This window comes from Streptomyces sp. BF23-19 (assembly GCF_041106355.1).
Lineage (GTDB): Bacteria > Actinomycetota > Actinomycetes > Streptomycetales > Streptomycetaceae > Streptomyces > Streptomyces virginiae_A.
Genome location: NZ_JBGBPT010000085.1, coordinates 1 through 24,568 on the forward strand (window position 1 = coordinate 1; position 24,568 = coordinate 24,568).

Below are 24,568 nucleotides of genomic sequence, written 5' to 3' on the forward strand. Positions count from 1 at the left end.
CCCGGTGCCGAAGCCGGCGCCCGCCACGATCCGCATCGTGGAGTGCCGCTCGGCGGCCTCGGCCGCCTCCGGGGCGGGGGGCCCCCCCCCGGCCCCCGCCCGGGGGGACCCCCATGGCCCGCCCGGCGCCTCGGCGACGAGCGGCTTGACCGGCTCGTACCAGACCTTCTCGGCCGGTACGTCGACCAGTTCACGCTCGGGCCAGCGCAGGGCGGTCATCCGGCCGCCGAAGACGGCGCCGGTGTCGAGGCAGATCGTGTTGTTGATCCAGGTCGTGTCGGGGACCGGGGTGTGTCCGTAGACCACGACGGCCTTGCCCCGGTAGTCCTCGGCCCACGGGTAGCGCACGGGCAGGCCGAACTCGTCCGTCTCGCCGGTGGTCTCCCCGTAGAGCGCGTGCGAGCGGACCCGGCCGGAGGTACGGCCGTGGTACTTCTCGGGCAGGCCGGCGTGGCAGACCACCAGCTTGCCGCCGTCGAGGACGTAGTGGCTGACGAGGCCGCGGATGAACTCCCGTACCTCCTGGACGAATTCCTCCGGCTCCCCCTCCAACTGCTCGATGGTCTCGGCGAGGCCGTGGGTCCGCTGGACCTTGGAGCCCTTCAGGTAACGGCCGAGCTTGTTCTCGTGGTTCCCGGGCACGCACAGGGCGTTGCCGGACTTCACCATGCCCATGACGCGGCGCAGCACGCCGGGGCTGTCGGGGCCGCGGTCGACGAGGTCGCCGACGAAGACGGCGGTGCGGCCCTCGGGGTGGATCCCGTCCTCGTAGCCGAGCTTGGTGAGCAGGGTCTCCAGCTCGGAGGAACAGCCGTGGATGTCGCCGACGATGTCGAAGGGGCCGGTGAGGTGGGTGAGGTCGTTGAACCGCTTCTCCAGGACCACCTCGGCGGTCTCGGCCTCCTCGACGGAGCGCAGCACGTGGACCTTGCGGAAGCCCTCGCGCTCCAGGCCGCGCAGCGAGCGCCGCAGGTCGCGGCGGTGCCGCTGGATGACCGCGCGGGGCAGGCCGGCCCGGTCGGGGCGGGCCGAGTTGCGTTCGGCGCAGACCTGTTCGGGCAGGTCCAGGACGATGGCGATGGGCAGGACGTCGTGCTCGCGGGCGAGCTGGACCAGCTGCCGACGGGCGTCGGCCTGGACGCTGGTGGCGTCGACGACGGTGAGGCGGCCGGCGGCGAGGCGCTTGCCCGCGATGTAGTGCAGGACGTCGAAGGCGTCGCGGCTGGCGCTCTGGTCGTTCTCGTCGTCGCGGACCAGGCCCCGGCAGTAGTCGGAGGAGATGACCTCGGTGGCCTTGAAGTGCTTGCGGGCGAAGGTGGACTTGCCCGATCCGGTGGCCCCGATCAGGACGACGAGGGACAGGTCGGTGACGGGAAGTGTGCGCGTACGGGGGGTCTCGGTGCCGGTCATGCTGCCTCGCCCTCCTTCGGGGTGTCGGTGCTGTGGGTGGTGTCGGTCGCCGCGGTGGGGTCGTCGACGGCGGTGGGGTCGCTCTGGGTGAAGACGGCCATCTGGGTCGGCGGACCGACCTCGGGGTCGTCGTCGCCGACGGGCACGTACCGGACCCCGTAGCCGTGGCGTCGCGCGACCTCGTCGGCCCAGGCGCGGAACTCCGCACGGTTCCACTCGAAGCGGTGGTCGCTGTGGCGGACGTGCCCGGCGGGCAGGGTCTCCCAGCGCACGTTGTACTCGACGTTCGGGGTGGTGACGAGGACCGTGCGGGGGCGGGCGGAACCGAACACCGCGTACTCCAGGGCGGGCAGCCGCTCCGGGTCCAGGTGCTCGATGACCTCGCTGAGCACGGCCGCGTCGTAGCCGGCCAGCCGCTTGTCGGTGTACGCGAGCGAGCCCTGCAGGAGCTTGAGGCGCGCGCTCTGCCGCTCGCCCATCCGGTCCAGCCGCAGCCGCCGGGCCGCGATCTGCAGGGCCCGTACGGACACGTCCATACCGACGATCTCGGAGTACGCCGGGTCCCCGAGCAGCGCCTGGAGCAACTGGCCCTGGCCGCAGCCGAGGTCCAGCACCCGCTGGGCGCCGGCGCCCCGCAGGGCGGCGAGGATCGCCTCGCGCCGCCGCACGGCGAGCGGCACGGGCCGCTCCTCGGTGTCGCGGGTCTCGTCCACCGCGTTGTCGATCTCCTCGACCTCACTGCCGTCGGCCTCGGCGAGACGGACCAGTTCCAGGCGCTCGATGGCGTCCTGGGTCAGTCGCTTGTGCCGGGCCAGGTAGCGGGAGGTGATCAGGCCGTTCTCGGGGTGGGCGGCGAGCCAGCCGTCCCCGGCGCGCAGCAGCTTGTCGACCTCGTCCGGGGAGATCCAGTAGTGCTTGGCGTCGTCGAGGACCGGCAGCAGCACGTAGAGCTGCCGCAGCGCGTCGGCGAGGCGCAGCTCGCCCTCCAGGACGAGCCGTACGTAGCGGGAGTCCCCCCACTCGGGGAACTGCTCGTCGAGCGGTACGGGATCGGCCTGTACGAGGTCCCAGCCGAGCGGCTCGAACAGCCGGTGCACGAGCCGGGCGCCGCCGCGGGCGGGCAGCACCGGGATCTCGACGCGCAGCGGCCGGGTCTGCTCCGGCAGCTCGGGCCGCAGGGCGCACTGCCCCTTGAGCGCGGTGCGGAACACCCCGCTGAGCGCGACGGCGAGCAGCGAGGACGCGGCGTACGGCCGGTCGTTCACGTACTGCGCGAGCGCGGCGTCCGGCGCCCCGCCCCGGCCCTTGCCCCGGCCGCGCCGCACGAGCGCGACGGGGTCGACCTCCAGCAGCAGGGCCGCCGTGCACCGCTGGGCCGAGGCCTCGGGGTAGAACACGTGGGCGGTGCCGTGGGAGGTGGAGAACGCCTGCGTCTTCCCGGGATGCTTGTGCAGCAGGTAGCCCAGGTCGGTGGCGGGTCGTTCAGGGGAGCCGGTGGTGGAGATCGTCAGGAACACACGACCGATTGTTGCTGCTCACCCGCCCCGTCTGCCTCTTGTTTTTCGCTCTCCCCGGTTGCTACGGCCGCCGGTCCGCCGGCAGCGCTCCGAGGGCGGCGATCCGGTCCGGGCCGATGCGGCAGCACCCGCCGATCAGGCGGGCGCCGGCGGCGTGCCAGGCCCGGGTGGGCCAGGGGACGGGGTCGTCGGGGGTGTGCCAGGTGCGGGTGGTGGCGTTCCATACGGAGCCGTCGTTGGGGTAGGCCAGCAGCGGTTTCGTGGTCACGGCGGCGGCCGCTTCGAGGGCGGGCAGGACATCGGCCGGATCGCAGCAGTTGACGCCGACCGCGATGACCTCCGGGGAGGCGGCGGCGAGGGCGAAGGCCTCGTCGAGGGGTTGCCCGGCCCGGGTGCGGCCGGCGGCCACGGTGTAGGAGAGCCAGGCGGGGGCGCCGGTCTCCGCGAGGACGGTGAGCAGCGCCTCGGCCTCGTCGGTGTCCGGGATCGTCTCCACGGCCAGGACGTCGGGGCCGGCGGCGAGCAGCGCCTCGATGCGGGGGCGGTGGAAGGCGGCGAGCGCGCGCACGCTCAGCCCGTACCGGCCGCGGTACTCGGAGCCGTCCGCGAGCACCGCTCCGTACGGGCCCACGGAGGCGGCCACCCACACCTCGTGGTCGGCGGCCTCGGCCGTCCGGGCGGCCAGACGCACGCTGCGCCGCAGCAGGGCGGTGGTCTCGGCGCGGTCGTGGCCGTGGGCGGCGAAGGCCTCGTAGCCGACCTGGTAGCTGGCGGTGATCAGTACCTCGGCGCCGGCCCGGACGTACGCCGTGTGGGCGGCCGCCACCTGGTCCGGGTGCTCGGCGAGCACCCGACCCGACCAGAGGTCGCCGGACAGGTCGCAGCCCTGGGCGGCGAGCTGGTTGCTGAGCCCGCCGTCCAGGAGTACGGCCCGGTGGGCCAGGGCTTCGGCCAGCGGGCCGGACGCGCGTGGCACGGCTGTCCCCGTTCCTATCGGACCTGGGAGAGCACCTGGGCGGAGATCAGCTCCAGGTGGTCCAGGTCGTGGAGGTCGAGCACCTGGAGGTAGACGCGGGAGGCGCCGGAGGCGCCGTAGGCGCCGATCTTCTCCACGACCTCGGCCGGGGAACCGGCCAGGCCGTGGGCCTTGAGCTCGTCGACGTCCCGCCCGATGGCGGCGGCCCGGCGGGCCACTTCGGCGTCGTCCTTGCCCACGCAGACGACGAGGGCGTTGGAGTAGCGGAGGTCGTCGGGTCCCCGCCCGGCCTCCTCGGCCGCCTCCCGGACCCGGGCGAACTGGCGCTCGCTGTCCGCGATCGACGCGAAGGGCATGTTGAACTCGTCCGCGTACCGGGCGGCGAGCCGCGGCGTGCGCTTGGCTCCGTGGCCACCGACGAGGACGGGAATTTTGGCCTGGGCCGGCTTGGGGAGCGCGGGCGAGTTCTCCACCCGGTAGTGCTTGCCGGCGTGGTCGAAGGTGGCGCCGAGCTCGGTGGCCCACAGGCCGGTGACGACGGCCAGCTGCTCCTCCAGCCGGGACATCCGGTCCGCCGGGAAGGGGATCCCGTACGCCTTGTGCTCCTCCTCGAACCAGCCCGCGCCCAGACCCAGTTCGATGCGGCCGCCGGACATCTGGTCGACCTGGGCCACCTGGATGGCGAGGACTCCGGGCAGCCGGAAGGTTCCTGCCGTCATCAGGGTGCCGAGGCGGATCCGCCTGGTCTCCCGGGCCAGGCCCGCGAGGGTGATCCAGGCGTCGGTGGGGCCGGGCAGGCCGTCGGCGGATCCCATGCGCAGGTAGTGGTCGGAGCGAAAGAAGGCATCGAAACCCAGGTCCTCGGTGGCCTTGGCGACGGACAGGAGGGTGTCGTAGCTCGCACCCTGCTGGGGCTCGGTGAAAACGCGAAGATCCATACCCCCATCCTGCACTTCCGCCCCGGCAGGGTGAATCTTCGTCAACCGGACGGTCCACGCCCCGGCGCGCCAGTGACCGGCCCGGACGGTGATCGTTGGCTCGGACGGAGCCGGACCGCCCGGCCCGCGCGCCGGCGGCGTCCCGCAGGTGCGTCCACCGCCCCCTTCCGCCGTGGAAGGGCCAGGGCCGAGGAGGCCGCCATGTCCCACGAGGCCGTGCCGGATACCCGCCGACACACCGGACCGACCGGACAGGCAGCGCACGCAGCACACGAGCGAGCGGGTCAGGAGCCTGCGGTACCCGCCCAGGGGGACGGTGCGCCGAAGGGCCTGCTGCAGCAGATGGAAGAACTGATGGCGGCGTTGAACGCCGACCTGTCCCGGCTCGACGCCGACCTCCAGACCTCCACGGACCGCACCCCCGAGGGCGAGCGCCCGTCCTTCCGGTCGTCCTGACCACGCGGGTCCCGCCGAGCACGGCGGGACCCCATCCGTAGCGCCCCTCAGGCCACGCCCGAGGCGGACCCTCGTTCACGGACCGCCATGCGGCGCAGGATCGCCCGCACCCGGTCGCTCGACTCGTCGGCCGCGTCGATCGACTCTATGCACTGCCAGTACAGGGCCTCGTCGTCCGTCCCGCAGGCCACCCCGACCAGGGCTATCCCCACTTCACCCAGCAGCGCCTGGAGTCCGAGCATCGCCTGCCGGACGTCCGACACCTCGCTCAACTGCGCGGCTCTCGGCGGATACTCGGGCGCGCTGCCCTCTCCGCGCAGGGCCGCCCGGTCGAGCACCCCGCAGCCTCTGCCTCCCGCTTCCCCCAGTCCTCGTGCCTCCGATCTCAGTTCCGGCGGCCCGGTGACCGCCAGATAGCTCCCTATCCCCTGCGCGAGCGCCTGGGCCTGCCAGGCCTCGCCCACGATGTCCCACGCGACCCCACTCTGTGCCAGCGCGTGCCGGCCGGCCGCGATGAGCCGTACCGCATCCATATGCCGTCCCCCGTCCGCACGACATCCCGCCATCCTCACCACTACCCAGAGTGAGGGCAACGAGCCAGTAAAGCCAGGGGTATTCGGAAAATGTGGACACAAACGTGATTGTGGATGAGTCCATCACTCCGAAGAGTGACGATTCGGTGTCGATGTACCCGGCACGGGAAAGCGGAGTTCGTTCCTCTCGATCTTCGCGGCGAGCGCATCCAGCACATCCACCCCGAGAACCTCACAGAACTGCAGCAGATACGCGAGCACGTCGGCCACCTCGTCGGCCACCCGGTGGGCCGATTCCGGCTCCTCCATGACCTTCGCCGACTGCTCCGGTGTCAACCACTGGAAGATCTCGACCAGTTCGGCCGCCTCCACGCTGAGCGCCACCGCCAGGTTCTTGGGCGTGTGGTACGGCTCCCAGCCGCGGGCGGCCGCGAACCGCACGAGTCGGCGCTGCAGCCGGTCCAGCCGCTCGTCGGGTCGGTCGCCAGATCGGTCGCCGATCCGCTCGCCGGGCCGCCCTTCCGGCGACTCCGGCCGTCGCTCGGGCTGTTCCTGCGTCTCGTTCATGCCCTCAGGTCTACCATCGCGACGCCCGGGAGGTCGCGGGCGGCCGCGGCGGTCCCCTCCCCCACCGCCGCCACGAGCCGGATGTGGCCGCGGCCGCAGGACAGCAGGGCCAGGCGCAGCAGCTCGGCGCTCTGACGCCCGTCGAGGCCCCGGTCGAAGCCGTCGGCCAGCACCGTCAGTGCCTGCCGCGCGGAGAGCAGTTCGGCCGCCGGGTCCATGGCCAGCACCCCCGGCCCGGTGAGCAGGACCAGCGCCAGCGCGAGGAAGCGGAGTTCGCCCGCGCCCAGTCGGGCCAGCTCGGTGGCGGGCCGGCCCGGTCCGCGGTCCAGCACCGCCTCGACGGGGCCGCCCGCGGGGGCCCGTACGTCCAGCCCCGCCACGGATCCGGCGCAGCCGGTACGGGCCGCCTCCGCCAGCAGCGCGTGGCGGGTGCCGCATTCGCTACGGGTCCGCCGCAGCACATCGGCCAGGTTGGCGCAGTCGCCCAGCAGCCGACCCTCTCCCGGCGGGACGGCGGCGCGCATCCGGTCCGGGCGGGGGTCGCACGGGAACACCGCGCGCAGGGCCACGACCACCTGTTCGGCGGCGGCCAGCACCTGGCGCTGGCCCGCGGTGGAACCGGCGACGCGGAGCGGGAGCAGTGCCGTGCCGAGCCGGTCGTCGGGCAGCGGGGCCCGGGTGACGCCGACGGCGCCACCGGTCAGCCAGGCGGCCTGGACCGAGCGCCGGCCTGGGTCGCGCAGGGCGGTGGCGAGCAGGATCTGCCCGTCCAGGGAGAGCCGTTCGCCGACGATCCGCAGCGTGGGCTCGGCCTGGACGGCGAGGTCGAGCCGGACGGGGCCCACGGGTCCGTCCACGGTGCAGCCGAGGCGGAACCCGCGCCGGCGCTGCGCGTCGGGGACGGCTCGGTCGGGGATGCGGGCGCGCGGATCCGGGAAGGCCTCCTCCAGCGTGGCCCCGGAACCCAGCCCGGCCAGGGCCTCGTAGGCGGCCAGGGCCTGGGACTTGCCGCTGCCGCTCGGCCCGGCGAAGAGGGTGAGGGGGCCGAGCGGGAAGACCGCCGAGCGGTGCGGCCCGAAGGCGGAGAGCCGCAGCTCGGTGACCACGGGCCGCGGATACCGCTGCGCGGGCTCGGCCGGACGGCCGGAGCCGGCGGGGCGGGCCCGCGCGGGCACGACGAGGGCTTCGCCTCCGTCCGCCCCTGCGGCGGGAGGCGCGGGCGAGGCTCCGGGCGACACGGCGGCATCGGGCTCGACCGTCGCAGCGGCAGCGGGAAAGGCAGGGGGAACGGGAAAGGGAACGGCAGGGGGAAAGGGAACGGCAGGGGGAAAGGAAACGGCTGGGGTGTCGACTAACGCGACGGTGGCGGGCGCGCCTACCGCCGCCGCGTCCGAAATGGCGTCCATGCGCGGGACGGTACGGCCCGCCGGACCCCCCGTGGCTCCGGCGAACCGTTCCCTCGCGGGGACCTTCCTACGATCGGGGGACGGCCGCGGCCGCGATCCCCTCGACCTCGGTCCCCACCGGCGCGAGCAGGAAGACGTTCCGGTCCACCCGGTGCATCCCGCTGCCCAGGCCGAAGACCACGCCGCTGCTGAAGTCCAGGATCCGCTTGGCCACTTCGCTGTCCGCCCCGGTGAGGTCGAGCAGGACCGGGATCTGCGCGATCAGGTACTCCGCCACCTCCCGCGCGTCCGCGAAGATCTGAACTCTGATCACCACGAAGCGCCGCTGCTCCGCCGCCGACGCCCCGGGCGCGGTGGGAATCGTGCGGTGGTCCACCCGGGAGGGCCATTCGTTGCGACTGCGCAGGGGAACCACCTGCGCGAGCCCCTCCCACTGTTCGTCGGTGACGTCGTACCTGCTCACCGGGCCGCCTCGGCCGTGCGCTTCATGTGCATCCCCCCATCCTCTCGCGTTTCACCCGTTCAGCCCAACAACGACACGAGCGTCCCGGGTACTCCCGGAGAGCCGGATAGGTTAGGTTAGGCATACCTAAGTCACTCGGACGAGGAGAGATCCGCATGCGCCCCTTCGGTGCCCCCGCCACCCCGGCCGACCGGCCCACCGATGCCGAGCGCATCCGGTCGATCCTGACCGCCGCCCACTCCATGACCGTGGTCACCGACGGACTGCGCTCCGAGGTCCGCCACCTCGACGGCAGCGACCCGATGGGCCGGCTGCACCTGCACCCCGCCGAGCCCGGCGGCGAGTCCGAGTACCGGCCCTCGATCCGGCTGGAGTTCACGGACATCGCCCCCACCCCCGTACGGGACCGGGTGCGCGCCCGCGTCACCGTGCTGGGCCGCCTGCTGACCCCCTACTCCGACCTGGCCGAAGGCTCCGGCGCCGACTCCACCTGCATGGAATTCGACCGGGCCGTCCTGGAGACCCCGGAGGGCCGCTCGCACGTCGGCCTCGAAGAGCTGGACGCGGCCTGCCCCGACCCGCTGTCCCCGTACGAGGCGGGCATGCTCACGCACCTCCTCGACGACCACCACGACCTCGTCACCCTGCTGTTGCGGCTGGTCCGACCGCTGCCCACCGCCACCGTGCTCCGCGCGCTGCCGGTCGCCATGGACCGGTACGGGATCACCCTGCGGCTGGAGGAACGGCGCGGCCACCGCGACGTGCGGCTGCCCTTCCCCTCCCCCCTCGACGACGTCGAGCAGGCCGGTACGCAGATCCAGGCGCTCTTCAGCGCGGCCCGGCGGAGCTCGCACCGCAACACCCTGCCGGCCTGACGGTCCGGAATACCCGGCCGCGGACCCGCGTTGGGGACGATCATGAAGGCCATCACATACAACGCATACGGAACTCCCGCCGCACTGCAGCTCGTTGACGTACCGCAGCCCAAGGTGGGACCGGGCGAGGTGCTCGTGCGCGTCAAGGCCGCCGGGGTCAACCCGGTGGACTGGAAGCTCGCCGCCGGATATCTCGACCCGATCCTCGAAGTCCGCTACCCGGTCATACCCGGCTGGGACGTGGCCGGAGTCGTCGAAGCGGTCGGCGAGGACACCTTCGACCACGCCGTCGGCGACGAGGTCTACGGCTACGTCCGCAAGGAATGGGTCGAGCTCGGCACGTACGCGGAGCTGGTGTCCGCCCCCGTCCGCACCCTCGCCCGCAAGCCCCGCGAGCTGAGCTTCGAGCAGGCCGCGGGCATCCCGCTGGCCGGTCTCACCGCCTACCAGTCGCTCACCCGCGCCGGCCTCAAGGCCGGGGAGACCGTGGTCATCCACTCCGCGGCCGGTGGCACCGGATCCCTCGGCGTGCAGATCGCGGTCGCGCTCGGCCTGCGGGTCATCGGCACCGCGGGCGCGCACAACCACGACTACCTGCGCTCCCTCGGCGCGGAGCCCGTGCTGTACGGGGAGGGGCTGGCGGACCGGATCCGCGCGCTCGCGCCCGAAGGCATCGACGCGGGCCTGGACTTCTACGGCGACGACGTCATCGAGACGCTGCAGTCCCTGGTCAAGGAACGTCACCGGGTGGTCTCCATCGCCGACTACGACGCGGCCGCCAAGGGCGCCCACCAGCTGTGGGTGCGCCCGGACACCGCCGACCTGACCTTCCTGGCGGAACTGGCCGACGCGGGGAAGCTCACGGTCAACGTGGAACACGCGCTGCCGCTCGCCGAGGCCGCCAAGGCCTGGGAGCTGAGCGCCGCGGGCCGCACCCGCGGCAAGATCGTCCTGACCGTCTGAGCGGCTGACGGGCCTCTCGGCACCCCCACATACGTACGCGCCGCCGGAGCACGGGGCTCCGGCGGCGCGCATCCGCTCAGGACGTGATCGGCGGCGCGGACCGGCCCAACGGCGGCCCGATCGCCCGCAGCGACCCGGGCGTCCGCCCTTCACCCCAGCCGATCTCCCGCCGGTAGCTGCCGAGCAGCCCGCGGCTCACCAACCCCGCTTCGTCCCGTACGGCCGGATCCTCCGGCAGGGGGCGGGTCAGCGGGGCCACGAACAGCGCGTCCACCGGGCAGTTCGCCTCGCACAGGAAGCAGGTCTGGCAGTCCTCCTGCCGTGCGAGCAGCGGAATCCCCTCGGGCCCCCGTTCGAAGACATCCGTCGGGCACACCTCCACACACTTGTCGCAGGCGATGCAGCGCTCCGCCGAGACCAGTTCGATCATGCGGCCACCCCTGCCCTCGCGGCGGGCCTGGTCCACACCCGGTCCAGGCCGCCGACCAGGATCCGGTGGTGCTGGGCCGGGTCCTGGTCCGGGTGGTCGAGGCGCTTGGCCATGCCCCGGGACTCGGACCGGGCGAGGGCGGCCGCGTACATCCACCGCGCGTGCGCCGTCATCGCCGCCGCCTGCCGGGCCCTGACCAGGTCGGCCCCCTCGCCGTGCAGGCCCCCGCGCAGCTGTGACCAGGCCGCGTCGAGGGTGCGCAGGGAGGCCGCGAGGACCTCGCCGCGCCGGAGGTAGTTCTTGTCGTACGGGAGCACCTCCCGCTGTACGAGCGCCACGGCCTCGCGGTGTTCCGGCGCGCCGGCCGCGCTCCCTGTCGGGCGCAGGCCCGTCCCGCCGGCGCCGAAGACCGGCCGGCCCGCCGCCCGGGCGGAACCGAGGGAGCGGGCGTACCCGGCGGCGCCCCGGCCGGCCCAGCTGCCCGAGGAGATGGCCCAGGCGGCGTTGTGGCTGCCGCCTCCGGTGAAGCCCCCGCAGATCTCCTCGCGGGTGGCCGCATCCCCGGCGGCGTACAGCCCGGGAACCCCGGTGGCGCAGTCGTCGCCGGTGATCCGGATGCCGCCGGTGCCGCGGACCGTGCCCTCGGCGAGCAGGGTGACGGCGAAGCGGTCCGTGAAGGGATCGATGCCGAGCCGGTCGAAGGTGAGGAAGAAGTTGGGCTGCGCGAGGCGCATCGCGGCCCGGGCGGGCTCGTCGGCGCGGTCCAGGCGGGCGTACACCCGGGCGCCGGTGAGGAGTTCGCGGGCGATCACCGAGCGGCCACCCTGGCTCGCCGCGCCCTCCAGGACACTGCCGTCCTCCTGGTAGAAGGTGGCGAAGGAGTAGAAGGCGGTCTTGGTGACGGAGGTGCCCTCGGGGGCGATGCCGTAGGCGTTGGAGAACTCCATCCCGGAGAGCTCCGCCCCGGCCTCGGCGGCGAACAGCGCCCCGTCGCCGGTGTTGGTGTTCGTGCCGAGGGCTCCGCTGAGGAAGGCGCAGCCGCCGGTGGCGAGGACCACGGCGCCGGCCCGGACCCGGTAGGACTCGTGCAGCTGGCGGCGGTAGCCGGCGGCGCCCGCGACGACCCCGTCCGCGCCGGTGAGCAGCTCGGTGACCGGACTGTGGTCCAGGACGCGGACCCCGGCCCGGCGGATCCGGATGCGCATCCGCCGCATGTACTCGGGGCCCTGCAGGCCGCCGCGTAGCGGCTGCCCGTCGGGGCCGGTCGGGAAGGGGTAGCGGCCTTGCGTGGCCAGCTCGTTCATCCGGTCGTAGGTCTCGTCGAGGACCCGGGCCATCCAGCGGCGGTCGGCGAGGTACCCGCCGAGGCCCTCCCGGGAGGCCATGGCGGCCTCCCGGGCGGCGGGCTCCGGCGGGACGTACCAGACACCGGTGCCGCCCGCGGCCGTGGCGCCGCTCGTCCCGCAGTAGCCCTTGTCGGCGAGGACGACGCGGGCGCCCGCCTCGGCGGCCTTGAGGGCCGCCCAGGTGGCGGCCGGGCCACCGCCGACCACGAGGACGTCGGTGGCGTACTCGGTCATACGCTCTCCTTGGTGTGCCGGTTGACCGGCCGGGCGAGGCCGTAGTTCTCGCGGAGGGTGGCGCCGGTGTACTCGGTGCGGAAGAGCCCGCGTCGCTGGAGGATCGGCACGACGTGGTCGACGAAGGCCGTGAGGCCCGTGGGCAGGACCGGCGCCATGATGTTGAAGCCGTCGGCGGCGCCCTGGGTGAACCACTCCTCGAGCTGGTCGGCGATCTGCTCGGGGGTACCGGCGAAGACGCGGTGGCCGCGGCCGGCGCCGAGGCGGGCGATCAGTTGGCGCAGGGTGAGGCCGTCGCGCCGGGCGAGTTCGGCGACGAGGGTGAAGCGGCTCTTGTTGCCGTTGATGTCGCGTTCCTCGGGCAGGTCCGGGAGCGGGCCGTCCAGCGGCAGTCCGGTGAGGTCCACGTTCAGCATGCCGGAGAGCTGGGCGAGGCCGTACTCGGGCACCTGGAGGTCGGTGAGTTGCTGTTCCAGGGCCTTCGCCTCGGCCTCGGTGGAGCCGATGACGGGGGCGATGCCGGGCAGGACGAGCAGGTCGCTCTCGGCGCGGCCGTACTTGGCGAGGCGGGACTTGAGGTCCTTGTAGAAGGTCTGGCCGTCGGCGAGGGTCTGCTGGGCGGTGAAGACCGCCTCGGCGTACCGTGCGGCGAACTCCTTGCCGTCCTCGGAGGATCCGGCCTGCACGAGCAGCGGGTAGCCCTGGGGGGAGCGCGGGACGTTGAGCGGCCCGGCGACGCCGAAGTGCTCGCCGCGGTGGGCGGCGGGGTGCAGCTTGTCGGTGTCGGCGTAGATGCCGCGCTCCTTGTCGAGGACGATCGCGTCGTCCTCCCAGCTGTCCCAGAGCTTGGTGGCGACGTCGAGGAACTCGCGGGCGCGCTCGTAGCGGAGGTGGTGTTCCAGGTGCTCGTCGCGGTTGAAGTTGCGGGCCTCGTCGACGGTGCCGGAGGTGACGATGTTCCAGCCGGCCCGGCCGCCGCTGATGTGGTCGAGGGAGGCGAACTTGCGGGCCAGGTTGTAGGGCTCGTTGAAGGTCGTGGAGACGGTGGCGATGAGCCCGATGTGCTCGGTGACGGCGGCGATGGCCGAGAGCAGGGTGAGCGGCTCGAATCCGCCGAGGGCGTTGTGGCGGGCCTTGCCCCAGAGGGCGACGCCGTCGGCGAAGAAGATGGAGTCGAGCAGTCCGCGCTCGGCGGTGCGGGCCAGGTCCTGGAAGTACCGCAGGTCGGTGATGAGCTCGGGCCGGCTGTCGGGGTGGCGCCAGGCGGCGTCGTGGTGACCGGCGTTCATCAGGAAGGCGTTGAGGTGGAGGGTGCGGTCGGCGGTCATGGCTGTTCCCTGTGTTCGGTGGCGTTGCGTGCGGTGGCGGGCCCGGACGGCGCGGGCGTCAGGCGGGGACGCGCCAGGTGCTCAGGCGGCGTTCGATCGTGACCAGCAGTTGGTTGAAGGCCACGCCGACGGCGGAGATGGTGATGATGCCCGCGTACATCTGCGGGATCGCGAAGTTGTACTGCGAGGCGTTGATCAGGTAGCCGAGGCCCGCCTTGGCGCCGATCATCTCGGCGGCCACCAGGACGAGGATGGAGACCGCGCCGGCCAGCCGGATGCCGGTGAAGATGGCCGGTACGGAGGACGGCAGGATCACCTTCTGGAAGAGCCTCGGGGTGGACAGGTCCATCGAGCGGGCCAGTCGGACGAGGGTGGGATCGGCGTTGCCCACCGCGCTGATGGTGTTCAGCAGGACCGGCCAGAGGCAGGCGTAGACGACGATCGAGACCTTCGAGGTCTCGCCGATGCCGAGCAGCAGCACGAAGACCGGGAGCAGGGCCAGTGCGGCGGTGTTGCGGAACACCTCCAGCAGCGGGCCGAGGAACGCGGCCACCGGCCGGTACCAGCCGATGAGCAGGCCGAGCGGGACCGCGACGACGACGGCGATGGCGAAGCCGCCGAAGGAGCGGGCGAGGCTGGCGCGGGTGTGCTGGCCGAGCTGGCCGTTGCCCAGGAGGTCCCACCAGGCCGTGGCGACCTCGCTGACCGGCGGTAGGAAGGTGGCGTCGACCAGGCCGAGGCGGGGAGCTGTCTCCCAGAGGACGAGCAGGGCGACGAGGGCCGCCGAGCGCAGGGCGGTGGCGCGCAGCCACCGGCCGAGCGCCCCTGCGGCCTTCCGGACGGGGGACGGGGCGTGGCGGCCGTGGTCGGTGCCCCGACCGGCTCCCGGGGAGGCGGGGCCCTTCGGTGCGGGCGCGGTGTCCGGTCCGGTGGCGGGAGCCTCCGGGGCCGCGGGAGCCTCCGGGGCCGCGGGAGTCACCGGCGCCGCTGAGGCCGTCGGGGGCTGCGGAGGGGCGGCTGCCGTGGTCGCCCGGCCGGCGCCGCGCAGTCGGCGTACCAGCAGCGACGGGACACCGGACCGCGGCCTGCGGGACTCCCGGTCGGCGGCCGCGGGAGCGGCGGGCGCAGTGTCCTCCCGTACCGCCTCGCGTACCGCCTGTCGGTCGGCCGGGGCATCGGCGGGGGTGGTGATGTCGGTGGTCATACGGTGGCCTCCTCCTTCTCCAGTTGCTGGGCGCGGGCCACCTCGTCGTGGAGCAGGGTCCAGATCTCGTGGCGATAGCGGGCGAACTCGGGGCTGGAGCGCAGGTCCTCGCCCTGGAAACCGCCGCCGCGGGCACCGAAGGAGACCGGGACGATCTCCTTGATGCGACCCGGGCGGGAGGTCATGACGGCCACCTTCTGACCGAGGTAGACCGCCTCCTCGATGCCGTGCGTGATGAAGACGACGGTCTTTCCGGTGCGCTGCCAGATGCGGCGCAGCTCGTCCTGGAGGGACTCGCGGGTCTGCGCGTCGAGGGCGGCGAACGGCTCGTCCATCAGCAGGACGTCCGGGTCGTACGCCAGCGAGCGGGCGATGGCCACGCGCTGGCGCATACCGCCGGACAGTTCGTGCGGGTGCCGGTCCTCGAAGCCGGTGAGGCCGACGAGGTCCAGGAACTCCCGGGCCCTCTGCTTGCGTTGACGGCGCGGAACGCCGGTCGCCTCGAGGCCGAACTCCACGTTGCCGAGCGCCGTGCGCCAAGGCAGCAGGGCGTACTGTTGGAAGACGATGCCCCGGTCCAGGCCCGGCCCGGTGACGGGCTTGCCGTCGAGCAGGATCCGGCCGGACGAGGGCCGGGTCAGCCCGCCGAGCAGGTCCAGGAGGGTGGACTTGCCGCAGCCGCTGGGGCCCACGACCACCACGAACTCCCCCGCCTCGATCTCCAGGTCGATGCCGTCGAGTGCGGTGAACTGCTCCTTGCTCCTCTTGTCCTTGGTCGGGAAGGTCTTGGTCACGTCCTCGAACACGATCTTCGCCATGGCGGATCAGCCCTTCCCGAAGCCGTTGAACTCGTTCGTGTAGAGGTCTGCGGCCTTGAGCTGCCCCTGCTTGATGTCGCCGCGCTCTCCGAGCCAGTCGAGCCAGAGCTGGAACTCCTTGTCCTCGATGCGGCCGCCCGTCTCGGCGACCCCGTACGAGCGCCAGTACTGGAGGGTGGCGGTGTCCTCGTTGCGGCCGCGCTTCTTGACGATCTCGGTCTTCCGGGCGATGACCTCCTCGCGCGGGGTGGTGCGGGCCCACTCGATGGCCTTGGCCACGCCGGTCACGAAGGTCCGCGCGGTGTCCGGGTTCTGCCTGATGAAGCGCTCGGTCATGATGTAGGAGCCGGCGCTGAACTTGCCGAGCAGGTCGAAGTCGCTGAACAGTGGTCTGATCCCGCCGGCGGCCACGGCCTTGTCGCGCAGGATCCCGCCCAGCACGCCCACGTCGATCTGCTTCTGGCGCAGCACCTGGTCGGTGTTGACGGGCGGCACGACGAGCGACTCGACCTTGGACGAGTCGGCCTTGGCGAGGCCGTTGCGGCTCAGGTAGATGTCGAGGACGGCCTGGGAGTGCGCGCCCAGGGTGTTCATGCCGACCTTCTTGCCGAGGAGGTCGCGGGCGGAGCGGATCGGGCTGTCCTCCAGGACGTAGTAGCCGCTGTACGAGTGCTCGTCGACGCCGTAGTAGGAGATGACGGCCTTGATGGGGGCCTTGCTGGAGGCGAGTTTGACGATCGCGCCGTTGAAGGCTCCGCCGAAGTGGGTCTGGCCGGTGGCGGCGGACTGGATGTCCTGCGGACCGCTGATGGTGTTGCCGACCCACTCCAGCTTCAGGTCCTCCAGGTAGCCGAGGTCGGCGGCGAGTTCGGGGAGCGTGACGGCGCCGACCGAGCCCTGGTACTTCAGGGTCTTGATCTGCGCGCCGGAACCGCCGCTGCCCGCGGTGGCCGTGCCGCAGCTCACCGCGGCCGCCGAGATGCCGAGCAGGGCGAGGAACTGGCGTCGGGAGGTGGTGGTCGAGGTGAACGCTGCGGGCATGACGGTTCCTTGTCGGTGCGGGTCGCGTGGTGGCGGCGGTGTTACGGGGTGGTGGTGAGGGCGGCGGCGGTGAGGGCGGCGGCGGGCGCCGAGCGCAGCGCCGCGGCGAACTCGTCGACGGCCTGGTAGAGGTCCAGTTCGGCCTCGGGTCGCAGCCGGTCGGGGCCGGATCCGCGCTCCACGGAGGAGTCCAGGACGAACCGGCCGGCGGTGACGTGCCGGGCGCCGAGGGCGGCGAGCACGGGGCGCAGGGCGTAGTCGATGGTCAGGACATGGGCGAGGCTGCCGCCGGTGGCCAGCGGCAGGACGGTCTTGCCGTCGAGGCCGTCCTGCGGGAGCAGGTCGAGGAAGGCCTTGAGCAGTCCGGTGTACGAGGCCTTGTAGACCGGGGTCGCGATGACCAGGCCGTCGGCCTCGGCGACGGCTTCGAGCGCCCGGCGGATCTCGGGTTCGCCGCGGCGGGCGGCGAGGAGGTCGGCGGCGGGGAGCTCGCGCACGGACAGGTGCGCGGTCTCGAAGCCGGAGTGGGACAGGCGGCGCACCACGTGGTCGGCGACGACGGCGGTACGGGAGTGGGCGGAGGGGCTGCCGGTGATGGCGAGCAGGTTGGGCACGGGGGCTCCTTGGGAGTCGTACGGGGAGCGGTGGATCAGGCGGTGGTGGAGGCGCCGGAGGCGATGCCGAAGGCCGGGTCCGGGACGGCCTCCGGGCTGATCAGGCGGGAGGGCTCGCCGTCGGGGCCGACCGGGACGTCGCCGTCGACGGTGACCCGGCGCAGGGTGCGCTCGTGGTCGCCGGAGTCGTCCACTCCGTAGTGCTGGGTGGCGCGGTTGTCCCAGATCGCGACGTCGCCGGCCCGCCACTGCCAACGGACGGTGTTCTCGGGGCTCTCGATGTGCGACTGGAAGAGGTCCTGGAGGGCGCGGGAGTCCCGGCCGGTGAGGCCGTTGATCCGCTGGACGAAGTTGCCGAGGAGCAGGGTGCGCTCGCCGGTCTCGGGGTGGACGCGGACCACCGGGTGCTCGGTGAGGAACTTGGTGGAGGTGAACACCTCGCGGTACTGGGCCAGGGCCTCGGGCAGGGCGTCGGGCTTGAGGGCGGCGTAGTCGTACTCGTTGGAGTGGACGGCGCGCAGGCTGTCGGCGAGGGTGCGCAGCGGTGCGGGGAGGTTGCTGTAGGCGGTGGCGGTGTTGGCCCAGAGGGTGTTGCCGCCGTACGGGGGGATGGTGACGGCGCGGAGGATGGAGAAGGCGGGGTAGGCGGGGACGAAGGTGACGTCGGTGTGCCACTGGTTGGCGCGGGCGCCGTGGTGGGAGTCGATGCCGAGGGCGTAACGGCCGTCCGCGGAGGGGACGGTGGGGTGCGCGACGGGGGCGCCGAGCAACTGGGCGAAGGCCTCGTGACCGGCCTCGTCGAGGTGGTCCTGGCCGCGGAAGAAGACGACCTTGTGGGCGAGGAGGGCGGCCCGGATCTCGGCGACGGTACCGTCGGGCAGGTCGCCGCCGAGGCGTACGCCGCCGATCTCCGCTCCGATGCGGCCGCCGATCTTGGTGACGGTGGTGGCGGTGGTGGCTGTGGCCATGAGGACTCCCTGGATCGGTGCCGCGGGGTTATTTCCGCAGCGGAAGAAATAGCGTGACGGGACAGCCGGGCGCTGCGCTGCGCCGAGCGGTACGGGTGCGGTGACGAGTACGGGTGCGAGTACGGGTGCACGGTGGTGCGGGTGCGAGGTGGTGCGGAGCCGACCGCCCGAGGCCGCGGAGGTCCCCCGGGCGGCCCCGGCCGGGCCCGCCCTCGCCCGGAACCCCGGAGAGCGACGTCGCGCCGCCCTGGCACGGGGTGTCCCGGTGGTGCACCACCCCTGGAGGTGCACCACCGGACGGGAGCGGGGTCGGGCGGACGTGGCCCTGAGGGGCTCTGCGAGGCGGCCCCGCAGGGGGCACCGACGCGGACCGGGACCGGGTGGGCCGGTCAGGCGGGGCGCCGGCTCGGCGGCGTCAGGCGCGGCGGAGGGCCGGACAGCGGCCCGGACACGCGCCCGGCTCGGTACAGAGGCCGGTGGTGTGGAGCCGCGGGGCGAGGAGTGCGTTCGCGGACATGTCCCGGAGCGTGTCAGCGGCCCCGGCGGGGGTCAACCCCCGACCGCGGCCCCCGAACGCCCCCCTCGCCCGCCCCCACGTCCACCCCACACACCGCCTACGACCTGCGCTTTCCCCCACCCCTCGACCCGTCCACGGACCCACCCCGGCGGCCGAAAAGCGTGGCCGGATTTCATGGCCCCGCAATGCGGCCGCCACGCGTTCGCCGGGATCCGCCCCCGCTCTCCGCCCGCGGGGCCCGGTCCCGGGGCGTGCCCGAAGGCCCCGGCCGCCCGTCGAGGCCCGTCACGCGCGCCGGCCGCGTATTCGCCCCGCGCGCCCCGGCCGCCCGTCGAGGCCCGGTACGCGCGCCGGCCGCGTACTCACCTCGCGCGGGTACGCCCCGCCGCCGCCCCTGTGCGGCCACGCCCCATGGCCCGCCCGCCGATCGGGCCGGATCCCGGAGCCACCTCGCCCGGGCCGCGCCTTCCCAATCCCGCCGGGCCCGGCCGTCCGGCCTCGCCACGTACCGCACCGGACGGCCGGGCTCGACCGGCACGATCCGAAGGAGACAGTCAGGACACCCCTGGCCCCCCGCGGGGGACCCTGCATGATCGGGGGACACACCTTTAAGGGGCGTCTTGCCGCGCGAGCCCGGCCTGATCGGCAAGACACCCCCTCACCCCCGAGGAGACCGCGTGACGCGTATGGCCGGTGACAGCCGGGCCGCCGCCAATGCCGCCACCGTGCTGCGGACGGTGCTCGACCACGGGCCGGTCGCGCGCAGCGCGATCGCCCCGCTGTGCGGGCTGAGTCCCGCCGCCGTGTCCCGGCAGACCACCGGGCTGCTCCGCGGCGGGCTGCTGCGCGAGCTGCCCGGGCCCGGCGGCGGGGTGGGGCGGCCGCGGATCCCGCTGGACCTGCACACCGGGGCCGTCGGCGGGCCGGTCGCCGCCGGGCTGCACATCGGAGTGCCGTATTCGACCTTCAGCCTCGTCGACCTGCGCGGGCAGCTGCTCGCCCGGCGGGCCTTCCCGCACCAGGGGCGCCCGACGGACGGGCTGTCCGCCGAGATCGCGGCCGAACTGCGCCGCTTCCTCGACGCGTACGACTCCGGGCGGCCGCTCCTCGGGGTCGGCGCGGCCCTGGGCGGTTGGGTCGACCCGGACGAGGGGATCGTCGTACGACACCCCGCGTTGGGATGGAGCCGCAAGCCGCTCGGAGCCGAACTGTCCGCCGCGCTCGGGCTGCCGGTGCGGGTCGACAACCACGCCCGGGCCGTCGCGCGCGCCGAGATCCTCTTCGGCCGACCCGAGGCCCGCCGGAGCCTGGTGCACCTGTTCATCGGCCGGGTCGTCGACGCCGCCTTCGGGAGCGAGGGAACCGTGCACCAGGGGCCGGGCGCGGCGGCCGGTGACGTGGCCCATCTGCCGGTGCCGCGCTCTCAGGTCCCGTGCGCGTGCGGTCGTACCGGCTGCCTGGAGGCGACCGCGTCCGACACCGCGCTCGGCGCCGAGGCCGTGCGCCGGGGCATCGTGCCGGACCCTTCGGTGAACCTGCTGGTGGACGCGGCCGCCACCGGCGATCCGCGTGCCGACCGGCTGCTGCGCGAGCGCGCCCGCGCGGTGGGCCGCGCGGCGGCTCTTCTGTTGGATGTCTTCAATCCGGCGGTCATGGTCGTGACCGAGCTGGCGAGCGTCCTCGACGAGGGATACCTGGAGGAGATCCGGGACGCCGCGATGGAGCTCTCGCACGTCTGCGACGATCCCGAGCGGATCGTGGTACCGCACGCGGGACCCGCCGTACTTCCGGAGGCGGCCGCAACCGTGCTGCTCAGCCGGGTGTTCCAGGACCCCTTCGGCATGGCCCGAGAGGGCGAGATCACACCCACCGGTATGGTGCCACCTGAGCGCGCTCCCCTACATTCGAGCCATGACGGTCCTGCCTGACGACGGGCTCTCCCTGGCCGCCGAGTTCCCTGACGCGACGCATGAGCAGTGGCAGCGCCTTGTAGAAGGCGTACTGCGCAAGTCGGGCAAGGAAGTCTCCGGCGAGGCCGCAGAAGACGCGTTGTCCACCCCAATCGAGGACGGGCTCATCACGCGCCCGCTGTACACCGCGCCGCCCGACGGGGCGGCCCCCGACACCGGTTTCCCCGGATTCGCCCCGTTCGTTCGCGGGGGCAGGCCGCAAGGCACCACCGCGAACGGCTGGGACGTGCGCCAGCGCCTCGCGGGTACCGATCCGGTACGCGTGAACGAGGCGGCCCTCGCCGATCTGGAGAACGGGGTCACTTCCCTCTGGCTCACCGTGGGCCGGTACGGTCTCCCGATCGAGGGCCTCGCCCGCGCACTGGACGGGGTCTACCTGGACCTCGCCCCCATCACCCTGGACGCCGGGGCCCGATACGCCGAGGCCGCCCGCGCGTTGCTGCGCCTGTTCACCGAGAGCGCGGTGGCCCCCGAGGCCGCTCGGGCCTCCCTGGGCGCCGACCCCCTGGGCCACGAGGCCCGCACCGGTGAGGCACTGGACGCGGCCGACGCCGTCGAGCTGGCCGTGGAGGCCGCCGCCGGCTGGCCCGGGGTGCGCGCCCTGACCGTGGACGCGCTGCCGTACCACGAGGCCGGCGGCAGCGCCGCCGAGGAGCTGGGCCTGTCCCTGGCCACCGGCGTCGCCTACCTGCGCGCCCTCACCGAGGCGGGACTGGCCACCGAAGCGGCGCTCGGACAGCTGGAGTTCCGCTACGCCGCCACCGCGGACCAGTTCCTCACCATCGCCAAGCTGCGCGCCGCGCGCCGGCTGTGGGCCCGTATCGCCGAGGCCTCGGGGGCCCCGGAGGCGGGTGCCCAGCTCCAGCACGCGGTGACCTCGCCGGTGATGATGACCCGCCGCGACCCCTGGGTGAACATGCTGCGCACCACCGTGGCCTGCATGGCCGCGGGTGTGGGCGGTGCGGACGCGGTGACCGTGCTCCCCTTCGACAACGAGCTCGGCCTGCCGGACGCCTTCGCCCGCCGGATCTCCCGCAACACCTCCACCATCCTGCTGGAGGAGTCGCACCTGGCCCGGGTGATCGACCCGGCCGGCGGCTCGTACTACGTGGAGCGCCTCACCGACGAACTGGCCCACGCCGCCTGGGGGTTCTTCCAGACCCTGGAGAAGGCCGGCGGCCAGGCCGCCGCCCTGCGCTCCGGGCTGGTCGCCGAGCGGCTCGCCGCCACCTGGGCCGCGCGCTCCAAGAAGCTGGCGAAGCGGCGCGAGCCGATCACGGGCGTCAGCGAGTTCCCGCTGCTCTCGGAGAAGCCGGTCGTCCGCGAGCCCGCGCCCGACGTACCCACCGGCGGACTGCCGCGCGTCCGGCGCGACGAGGCCTACGAGGCCCTGCGGGCCCGCAGCGACGCGCACCTGGCGGCGACCGGCGCCCGGCCGAGGATCTTCCTCGCCGCGCTCGGCCCGGCGGCCGCGCACACCGCGCGCGCCACCTTCGCCTCGAACCTGTTCCAGGCGGGCGGCATCGAACCCGTGCACGATCCGGTGTCGGTGGATCCGACGACGGCCGCCGAGGCCTACGCCGCGAGCGGGGCGGACGGCATGGCCGTGCTCTGCTCCAGCGACGCGCTGTACGAGGAGCAGGCCGCGGCGGTGTCCGAGGCGCTGCGCGCGGCGGGCGCCACGACGGTCTTCCTCGCCGGCCGGCCGGGCACCGCTGAGGCTTCCGTGGACGAGTACGTCTTCGCCGGCTGTGACGCCGTCGCCGTGCTGTCCTCCGTACTCGACCGGATGGGAGTGCCGTCTTGAGCATCCCCGATTTCTCCGAGCTGGCGCTCGACCCCACCTCCGCCGCCGGGGTGACCGAGGAGCAGTGGCGCGCCTCGGTGAAGGAGTCCACCGGCACCGCGGCCGCCGACCTGCTGTGGGAGACGCCCGAGGGCATCGGCGTCAAGCCGCTGTACACGGGGCGGGACCTGGAGGGCCTGGACTTCCTGCGGACCTACCCGGGTGTGGCCCCGTACCTGCGCGGCCCGTACCCGACGATGTACGTCAACCAGCCCTGGACGATCCGGCAGTACGCCGGTTTCTCCACGGCCGAGGAGTCGAACGCCTTCTACCGGCGCAATCTGGCGTCCGGCCAGAAGGGCCTGTCGGTGGCCTTCGACCTGCCGACGCACCGCGGCTACGACAGCGACCACCCGCGCGTGACGGGCGACGTCGGCATGGCGGGCGTGGCGATCGACTCGATCTACGACATGCGGCAGCTGTTCGACGGGATCCCGCTGGACAAGATGTCGGTGTCGATGACGATGAACGGCGCGGTGCTGCCGGTCCTCGCGCTCTACATCGTGGCGGCGGAGGAGCAGGGCGTCTCCCCCGACAAGCTCGCCGGGACCATCCAGAACGACATCCTCAAGGAGTTCATGGTCCGCAACACCTACATCTACCCGCCCAAGCCCTCGATGCGGATCATCTCCGACATCTTCGCGTTCACCTCGCAGAAGATGCCCCGGTACAACTCGATCTCCATCTCCGGCTACCACATCCAGGAGGCCGGGGCCACGGCCGACCTGGAGCTGGCGTACACCCTCGCCGACGGCGTGGAGTACCTGCGGGCGGGCCAGGCGGTCGGCCTGGACGTGGACGCGTTCGCGCCGCGCCTGTCGTTCTTCTGGGCGATCGGCATGAACTTCTTCATGGAGGTCGCGAAGCTGCGCGCGGCCCGCCTGCTGTGGGCGCGCCTGGTCAAGCAGTTCGACCCGAAGAACGCCAAGTCGCTCTCCCTGCGCACGCATTCGCAGACCTCCGGCTGGTCGCTGACCGCGCAGGACGTCTTCAACAACGTGACGCGCACGTGCATCGAAGCGATGGCGGCGACCCAGGGCCACACCCAGTCGCTGCACACCAACGCCCTCGACGAGGCCCTCGCGCTGCCGACGGACTTCTCGGCGCGCATCGCCCGCAACACCCAGCTGCTGCTGCAGCAGGAGTCGGGGACCTGCCGGTCGATCGACCCGTGGGGCGGCAGCGCGTACGTCGAGAAGCTGACGTACGACCTGGCGCGGCGGGCCTGGCAGCACATCGAGGAGGTCGAGGCGGCCGGCGGCATGGCGCAGGCCATCGACGCGGGCATCCCGAAGCTGCGCGTGGAGGAGGCCGCGGCCCGTACGCAGGCGCGGATCGACTCGGGCCGGCAGCCGGTGATCGGCGTGAACAAGTACCGGGTGGAGAACGACGAGGCGATCGACGTCCTCAAGGTCGACAACTCCTCGGTGCGCTCCCAGCAGATCGCCAAGCTGCGGCGGCTGCGCGAGGAGCGCGACGAGGCGGTCACCCAGGACACCCTGCGGGCGCTGACGAACGCCGCCGAGCGCGGCGACGGCAACCTGCTGGCCCTGGCGGTGGACGCGGCGCGCGCCAAGGCCACCGTCGGTGAGATCTCGGACGCACTGGAGAAGGTGTACGGACGGCACGCGAGCCAGATCCGTACGATCGCGGGCGTGTACCGCAACGAAGCAGGCGAGTCCCCGTCCGTGGAGCGCACCCGTGCGCTCGTCGACCGGTTCGAGGAGGCGGAGGGCCGCCGTCCGCGCATCCTGGTCGCCAAGATGGGCCAGGACGGGCACGACCGCGGCCAGAAGGTGATCGCGACGGCCTTCGCCGACCTGGGCTTCGACGTGGACGTCGGCCCGCTGTTCCAGACCCCGGCGGAGGTGGCCCGCCAGGCCGTCGAGGCGGACGTCCACGTGGTGGGCGTCTCGTCGCTGGCGGCCGGTCACCTGACCCTCGTACCGGCGCTGCGGGAGCAGCTGGCGGAGGAGGGCCGCGAGGACATCATGATCGTCGTGGGTGGGGTGATCCCGCCCGCCGATGTCCCGACGCTGCTGGAGATGGGCGCGACGGCGGTCTTCCCGCCGGGCACGGTGATCCCGGACGCGGCCCACGACCTGGTGACGCGGCTGGCCGCGGACCTGGGCCACGAGCTGTAGGCGG

22 protein-coding genes are annotated in these 24,568 nt (G+C 73.2%); 6 read left to right on the top strand and 16 right to left on the bottom strand.

Going from position 1 to position 24,568, the window contains the following annotated elements; all coding sequences use genetic code 11:
* The 4 genes from AB8A24_RS34740 to AB8A24_RS34755 all read right to left on the bottom strand — a co-directional run.
* On the bottom strand, nucleotides 1-1,410 hold a 1,410-nt coding region (locus AB8A24_RS34740), incomplete at its 3' end, for an AAA family ATPase (protein ID WP_369478472.1).
* Complete coding sequence (locus tag AB8A24_RS34745) at nucleotides 1,407-2,927, bottom strand: 3' terminal RNA ribose 2'-O-methyltransferase Hen1 (protein WP_328961218.1); 1,521 nt, start codon at nucleotides 2,925-2,927, stop codon at nucleotides 1,407-1,409. The genes AB8A24_RS34740 and AB8A24_RS34745, both read right to left, overlap by 4 nt.
* A 61-nt stretch (nucleotides 2,928-2,988) precedes the next feature.
* Nucleotides 2,989-3,903 carry a homocysteine S-methyltransferase gene (gene mmuM / locus AB8A24_RS34750; RefSeq protein ID WP_328961219.1) on the bottom strand — a complete coding sequence of 305 codons (915 nt, stop codon included), beginning with the start codon at nucleotides 3,901-3,903 and terminating at the stop codon, nucleotides 2,989-2,991.
* Nucleotides 3,904-3,917: 14 nt separating this feature from the next.
* Nucleotides 3,918-4,841: an LLM class F420-dependent oxidoreductase gene (locus AB8A24_RS34755; protein ID WP_369478473.1), complete on the bottom strand. Its 924-nt coding sequence runs from the start codon at nucleotides 4,839-4,841 to the stop codon at nucleotides 3,918-3,920.
* A gap of 201 nt (nucleotides 4,842-5,042) precedes the next feature.
* Here AB8A24_RS34755 and AB8A24_RS34760 point away from each other — a divergent pair, with 201 nt between their 5' ends.
* The gene (locus AB8A24_RS34760; protein ID WP_328966154.1) at nucleotides 5,043-5,297 is read left to right on the top strand and encodes a hypothetical protein; all 255 of its coding nucleotides are present in this window, start codon (nucleotides 5,043-5,045) and stop codon (nucleotides 5,295-5,297) included.
* 47 nt (nucleotides 5,298-5,344) lie between these two features.
* Here AB8A24_RS34760 and AB8A24_RS34765 read toward each other — a convergent pair whose 3' ends face one another.
* The 4 genes from AB8A24_RS34765 to AB8A24_RS34780 form a co-directional block, all read right to left on the bottom strand.
* Nucleotides 5,345-5,830 carry a DUF6099 family protein gene (locus AB8A24_RS34765; protein WP_030712989.1) on the bottom strand — a complete coding sequence of 162 codons (486 nt, stop codon included), beginning with the start codon at nucleotides 5,828-5,830 and terminating at the stop codon, nucleotides 5,345-5,347.
* A gap of 123 nt (nucleotides 5,831-5,953) precedes the next feature.
* Nucleotides 5,954-6,295, bottom strand: a complete 342-nt coding sequence (locus AB8A24_RS34770) for a nucleotide pyrophosphohydrolase (RefSeq protein ID WP_037862520.1) — start codon at nucleotides 6,293-6,295, stop codon at nucleotides 5,954-5,956.
* A gap of 98 nt (nucleotides 6,296-6,393) precedes the next feature.
* Entirely contained in the window at nucleotides 6,394-7,503 is a 1,110-nt protein-coding gene (locus tag AB8A24_RS34775; protein ID WP_369478486.1) for an AAA family ATPase, read from the bottom strand.
* A gap of 367 nt (nucleotides 7,504-7,870) precedes the next feature.
* Nucleotides 7,871-8,266: a cell division protein SepF gene (locus AB8A24_RS34780; RefSeq protein WP_030012729.1), complete on the bottom strand. Its 396-nt coding sequence runs from the start codon at nucleotides 8,264-8,266 to the stop codon at nucleotides 7,871-7,873.
* A gap of 155 nt (nucleotides 8,267-8,421) precedes the next feature.
* Between AB8A24_RS34780 and AB8A24_RS34785 the strand changes: the two genes are divergently transcribed.
* Nucleotides 8,422-9,141, top strand: coding sequence for a DUF2470 domain-containing protein (locus tag AB8A24_RS34785; RefSeq protein WP_328961222.1), 720 nt, complete (start codon nucleotides 8,422-8,424; stop codon nucleotides 9,139-9,141).
* A gap of 42 nt (nucleotides 9,142-9,183) precedes the next feature.
* Nucleotides 9,184-10,104, top strand: coding sequence for an NADP-dependent oxidoreductase (locus AB8A24_RS34790; protein ID WP_369478474.1), 921 nt, complete (start codon nucleotides 9,184-9,186; stop codon nucleotides 10,102-10,104).
* A 76-nt stretch (nucleotides 10,105-10,180) separates the two neighbouring features.
* Here AB8A24_RS34790 and AB8A24_RS34795 read toward each other — a convergent pair whose 3' ends face one another.
* The 8 genes from AB8A24_RS34795 to AB8A24_RS34830 all read right to left on the bottom strand — a co-directional run bounded on the left by AB8A24_RS34795 (nucleotide 10,181) and on the right by AB8A24_RS34830 (nucleotide 18,087).
* Entirely contained in the window at nucleotides 10,181-10,534 is a 354-nt protein-coding gene (locus AB8A24_RS34795; protein ID WP_328961224.1) for a ferredoxin family protein, read from the bottom strand.
* Nucleotides 10,531-12,114: an FAD-dependent oxidoreductase gene (locus AB8A24_RS34800; protein ID WP_369478475.1), complete on the bottom strand. Its 1,584-nt coding sequence runs from the start codon at nucleotides 12,112-12,114 to the stop codon at nucleotides 10,531-10,533. Before AB8A24_RS34800 ends, AB8A24_RS34795 begins: the two co-directional genes overlap by 4 nt.
* Nucleotides 12,111-13,442: an LLM class flavin-dependent oxidoreductase gene (locus tag AB8A24_RS34805; RefSeq protein ID WP_369478476.1), complete on the bottom strand. Its 1,332-nt coding sequence runs from the start codon at nucleotides 13,440-13,442 to the stop codon at nucleotides 12,111-12,113. The genes AB8A24_RS34800 and AB8A24_RS34805 overlap by 4 nt, the downstream gene beginning before the upstream one ends.
* Before the next feature lie 58 nt (nucleotides 13,443-13,500).
* A complete protein-coding gene (locus AB8A24_RS34810; RefSeq protein ID WP_266384618.1) occupies nucleotides 13,501-14,250 on the bottom strand; it encodes an ABC transporter permease in 750 nt (249 codons plus the stop codon).
* A 392-nt stretch (nucleotides 14,251-14,642) separates the two neighbouring features.
* The gene (locus AB8A24_RS34815; RefSeq protein ID WP_369478477.1) at nucleotides 14,643-15,464 is read right to left on the bottom strand and encodes an ABC transporter ATP-binding protein; all 822 of its coding nucleotides are present in this window, start codon (nucleotides 15,462-15,464) and stop codon (nucleotides 14,643-14,645) included.
* A 6-nt stretch (nucleotides 15,465-15,470) separates the two neighbouring features.
* A complete protein-coding gene (locus AB8A24_RS34820; protein WP_369478478.1) occupies nucleotides 15,471-16,505 on the bottom strand; it encodes an ABC transporter substrate-binding protein in 1,035 nt (344 codons plus the stop codon).
* A gap of 41 nt (nucleotides 16,506-16,546) precedes the next feature.
* On the bottom strand, nucleotides 16,547-17,119 hold the full coding sequence (gene ssuE / locus AB8A24_RS34825) for an NADPH-dependent FMN reductase (RefSeq protein WP_328961229.1): 573 nt from the start codon (nucleotides 17,117-17,119) through the stop codon (nucleotides 16,547-16,549).
* A 35-nt stretch (nucleotides 17,120-17,154) separates the two neighbouring features.
* Nucleotides 17,155-18,087 (bottom strand): TauD/TfdA family dioxygenase, encoded by a 933-nt coding sequence (locus AB8A24_RS34830; protein ID WP_328961230.1) that lies wholly within the window; start codon nucleotides 18,085-18,087, stop codon nucleotides 17,155-17,157.
* A gap of 1,203 nt (nucleotides 18,088-19,290) precedes the next feature.
* Here AB8A24_RS34830 and AB8A24_RS34835 point away from each other — a divergent pair.
* Genes AB8A24_RS34835 through scpA form a run of 3 tightly spaced genes read left to right on the top strand, consistent with a single transcriptional unit; the run spans nucleotide 19,291 to nucleotide 24,564 of the window.
* Nucleotides 19,291-20,532 (top strand): ROK family protein, encoded by a 1,242-nt coding sequence (locus AB8A24_RS34835; RefSeq protein WP_328965824.1) that lies wholly within the window; start codon nucleotides 19,291-19,293, stop codon nucleotides 20,530-20,532.
* Nucleotides 20,516-22,381, top strand: a complete 1,866-nt coding sequence (locus tag AB8A24_RS34840) for a methylmalonyl-CoA mutase family protein (protein WP_369478479.1) — start codon at nucleotides 20,516-20,518, stop codon at nucleotides 22,379-22,381. Before AB8A24_RS34835 ends, AB8A24_RS34840 begins: the two co-directional genes overlap by 17 nt.
* A complete protein-coding gene (gene scpA, locus AB8A24_RS34845) occupies nucleotides 22,378-24,564 on the top strand; it encodes a methylmalonyl-CoA mutase (protein ID WP_266378412.1) in 2,187 nt (728 codons plus the stop codon). Before AB8A24_RS34840 ends, scpA begins: the two co-directional genes overlap by 4 nt.
* Nucleotides 24,565-24,568: the final 4 nt, after the last annotated feature.

Excerpts from the sequence above, each read along its gene's own strand:
- AB8A24_RS34755 (WP_369478473.1), bottom strand. The coding sequence starts at position 4,841 with ATGGATCTTCGCGTTTTCACCGAGCCCCAGCAGGGTGCGAGCTACGAC.
- AB8A24_RS34760 (WP_328966154.1), top strand. The coding sequence starts at position 5,043 with ATGTCCCACGAGGCCGTGCCGGATACCCGCCGACACACCGGACCGACC.
- AB8A24_RS34765 (WP_030712989.1), bottom strand. The coding sequence starts at position 5,830 with ATGGATGCGGTACGGCTCATCGCGGCCGGCCGGCACGCGCTGGCACAG.
- AB8A24_RS34785 (WP_328961222.1), top strand. The coding sequence starts at position 8,422 with ATGCGCCCCTTCGGTGCCCCCGCCACCCCGGCCGACCGGCCCACCGAT.
- AB8A24_RS34790 (WP_369478474.1), top strand. The coding sequence starts at position 9,184 with ATGAAGGCCATCACATACAACGCATACGGAACTCCCGCCGCACTGCAG.
- AB8A24_RS34795 (WP_328961224.1), bottom strand. The coding sequence starts at position 10,534 with ATGATCGAACTGGTCTCGGCGGAGCGCTGCATCGCCTGCGACAAGTGT.
- AB8A24_RS34800 (WP_369478475.1), bottom strand. The coding sequence starts at position 12,114 with ATGACCGAGTACGCCACCGACGTCCTCGTGGTCGGCGGTGGCCCGGCC.
- AB8A24_RS34805 (WP_369478476.1), bottom strand. The coding sequence starts at position 13,442 with ATGACCGCCGACCGCACCCTCCACCTCAACGCCTTCCTGATGAACGCC.
- AB8A24_RS34815 (WP_369478477.1), bottom strand. The coding sequence starts at position 15,464 with ATGGCGAAGATCGTGTTCGAGGACGTGACCAAGACCTTCCCGACCAAG.
- AB8A24_RS34820 (WP_369478478.1), bottom strand. The coding sequence starts at position 16,505 with ATGCCCGCAGCGTTCACCTCGACCACCACCTCCCGACGCCAGTTCCTC.
- AB8A24_RS34830 (WP_328961230.1), bottom strand. The coding sequence starts at position 18,087 with ATGGCCACAGCCACCACCGCCACCACCGTCACCAAGATCGGCGGCCGC.
- AB8A24_RS34835 (WP_328965824.1), top strand. The coding sequence starts at position 19,291 with ATGGCCGGTGACAGCCGGGCCGCCGCCAATGCCGCCACCGTGCTGCGG.
- AB8A24_RS34840 (WP_369478479.1), top strand. The coding sequence starts at position 20,516 with ATGACGGTCCTGCCTGACGACGGGCTCTCCCTGGCCGCCGAGTTCCCT.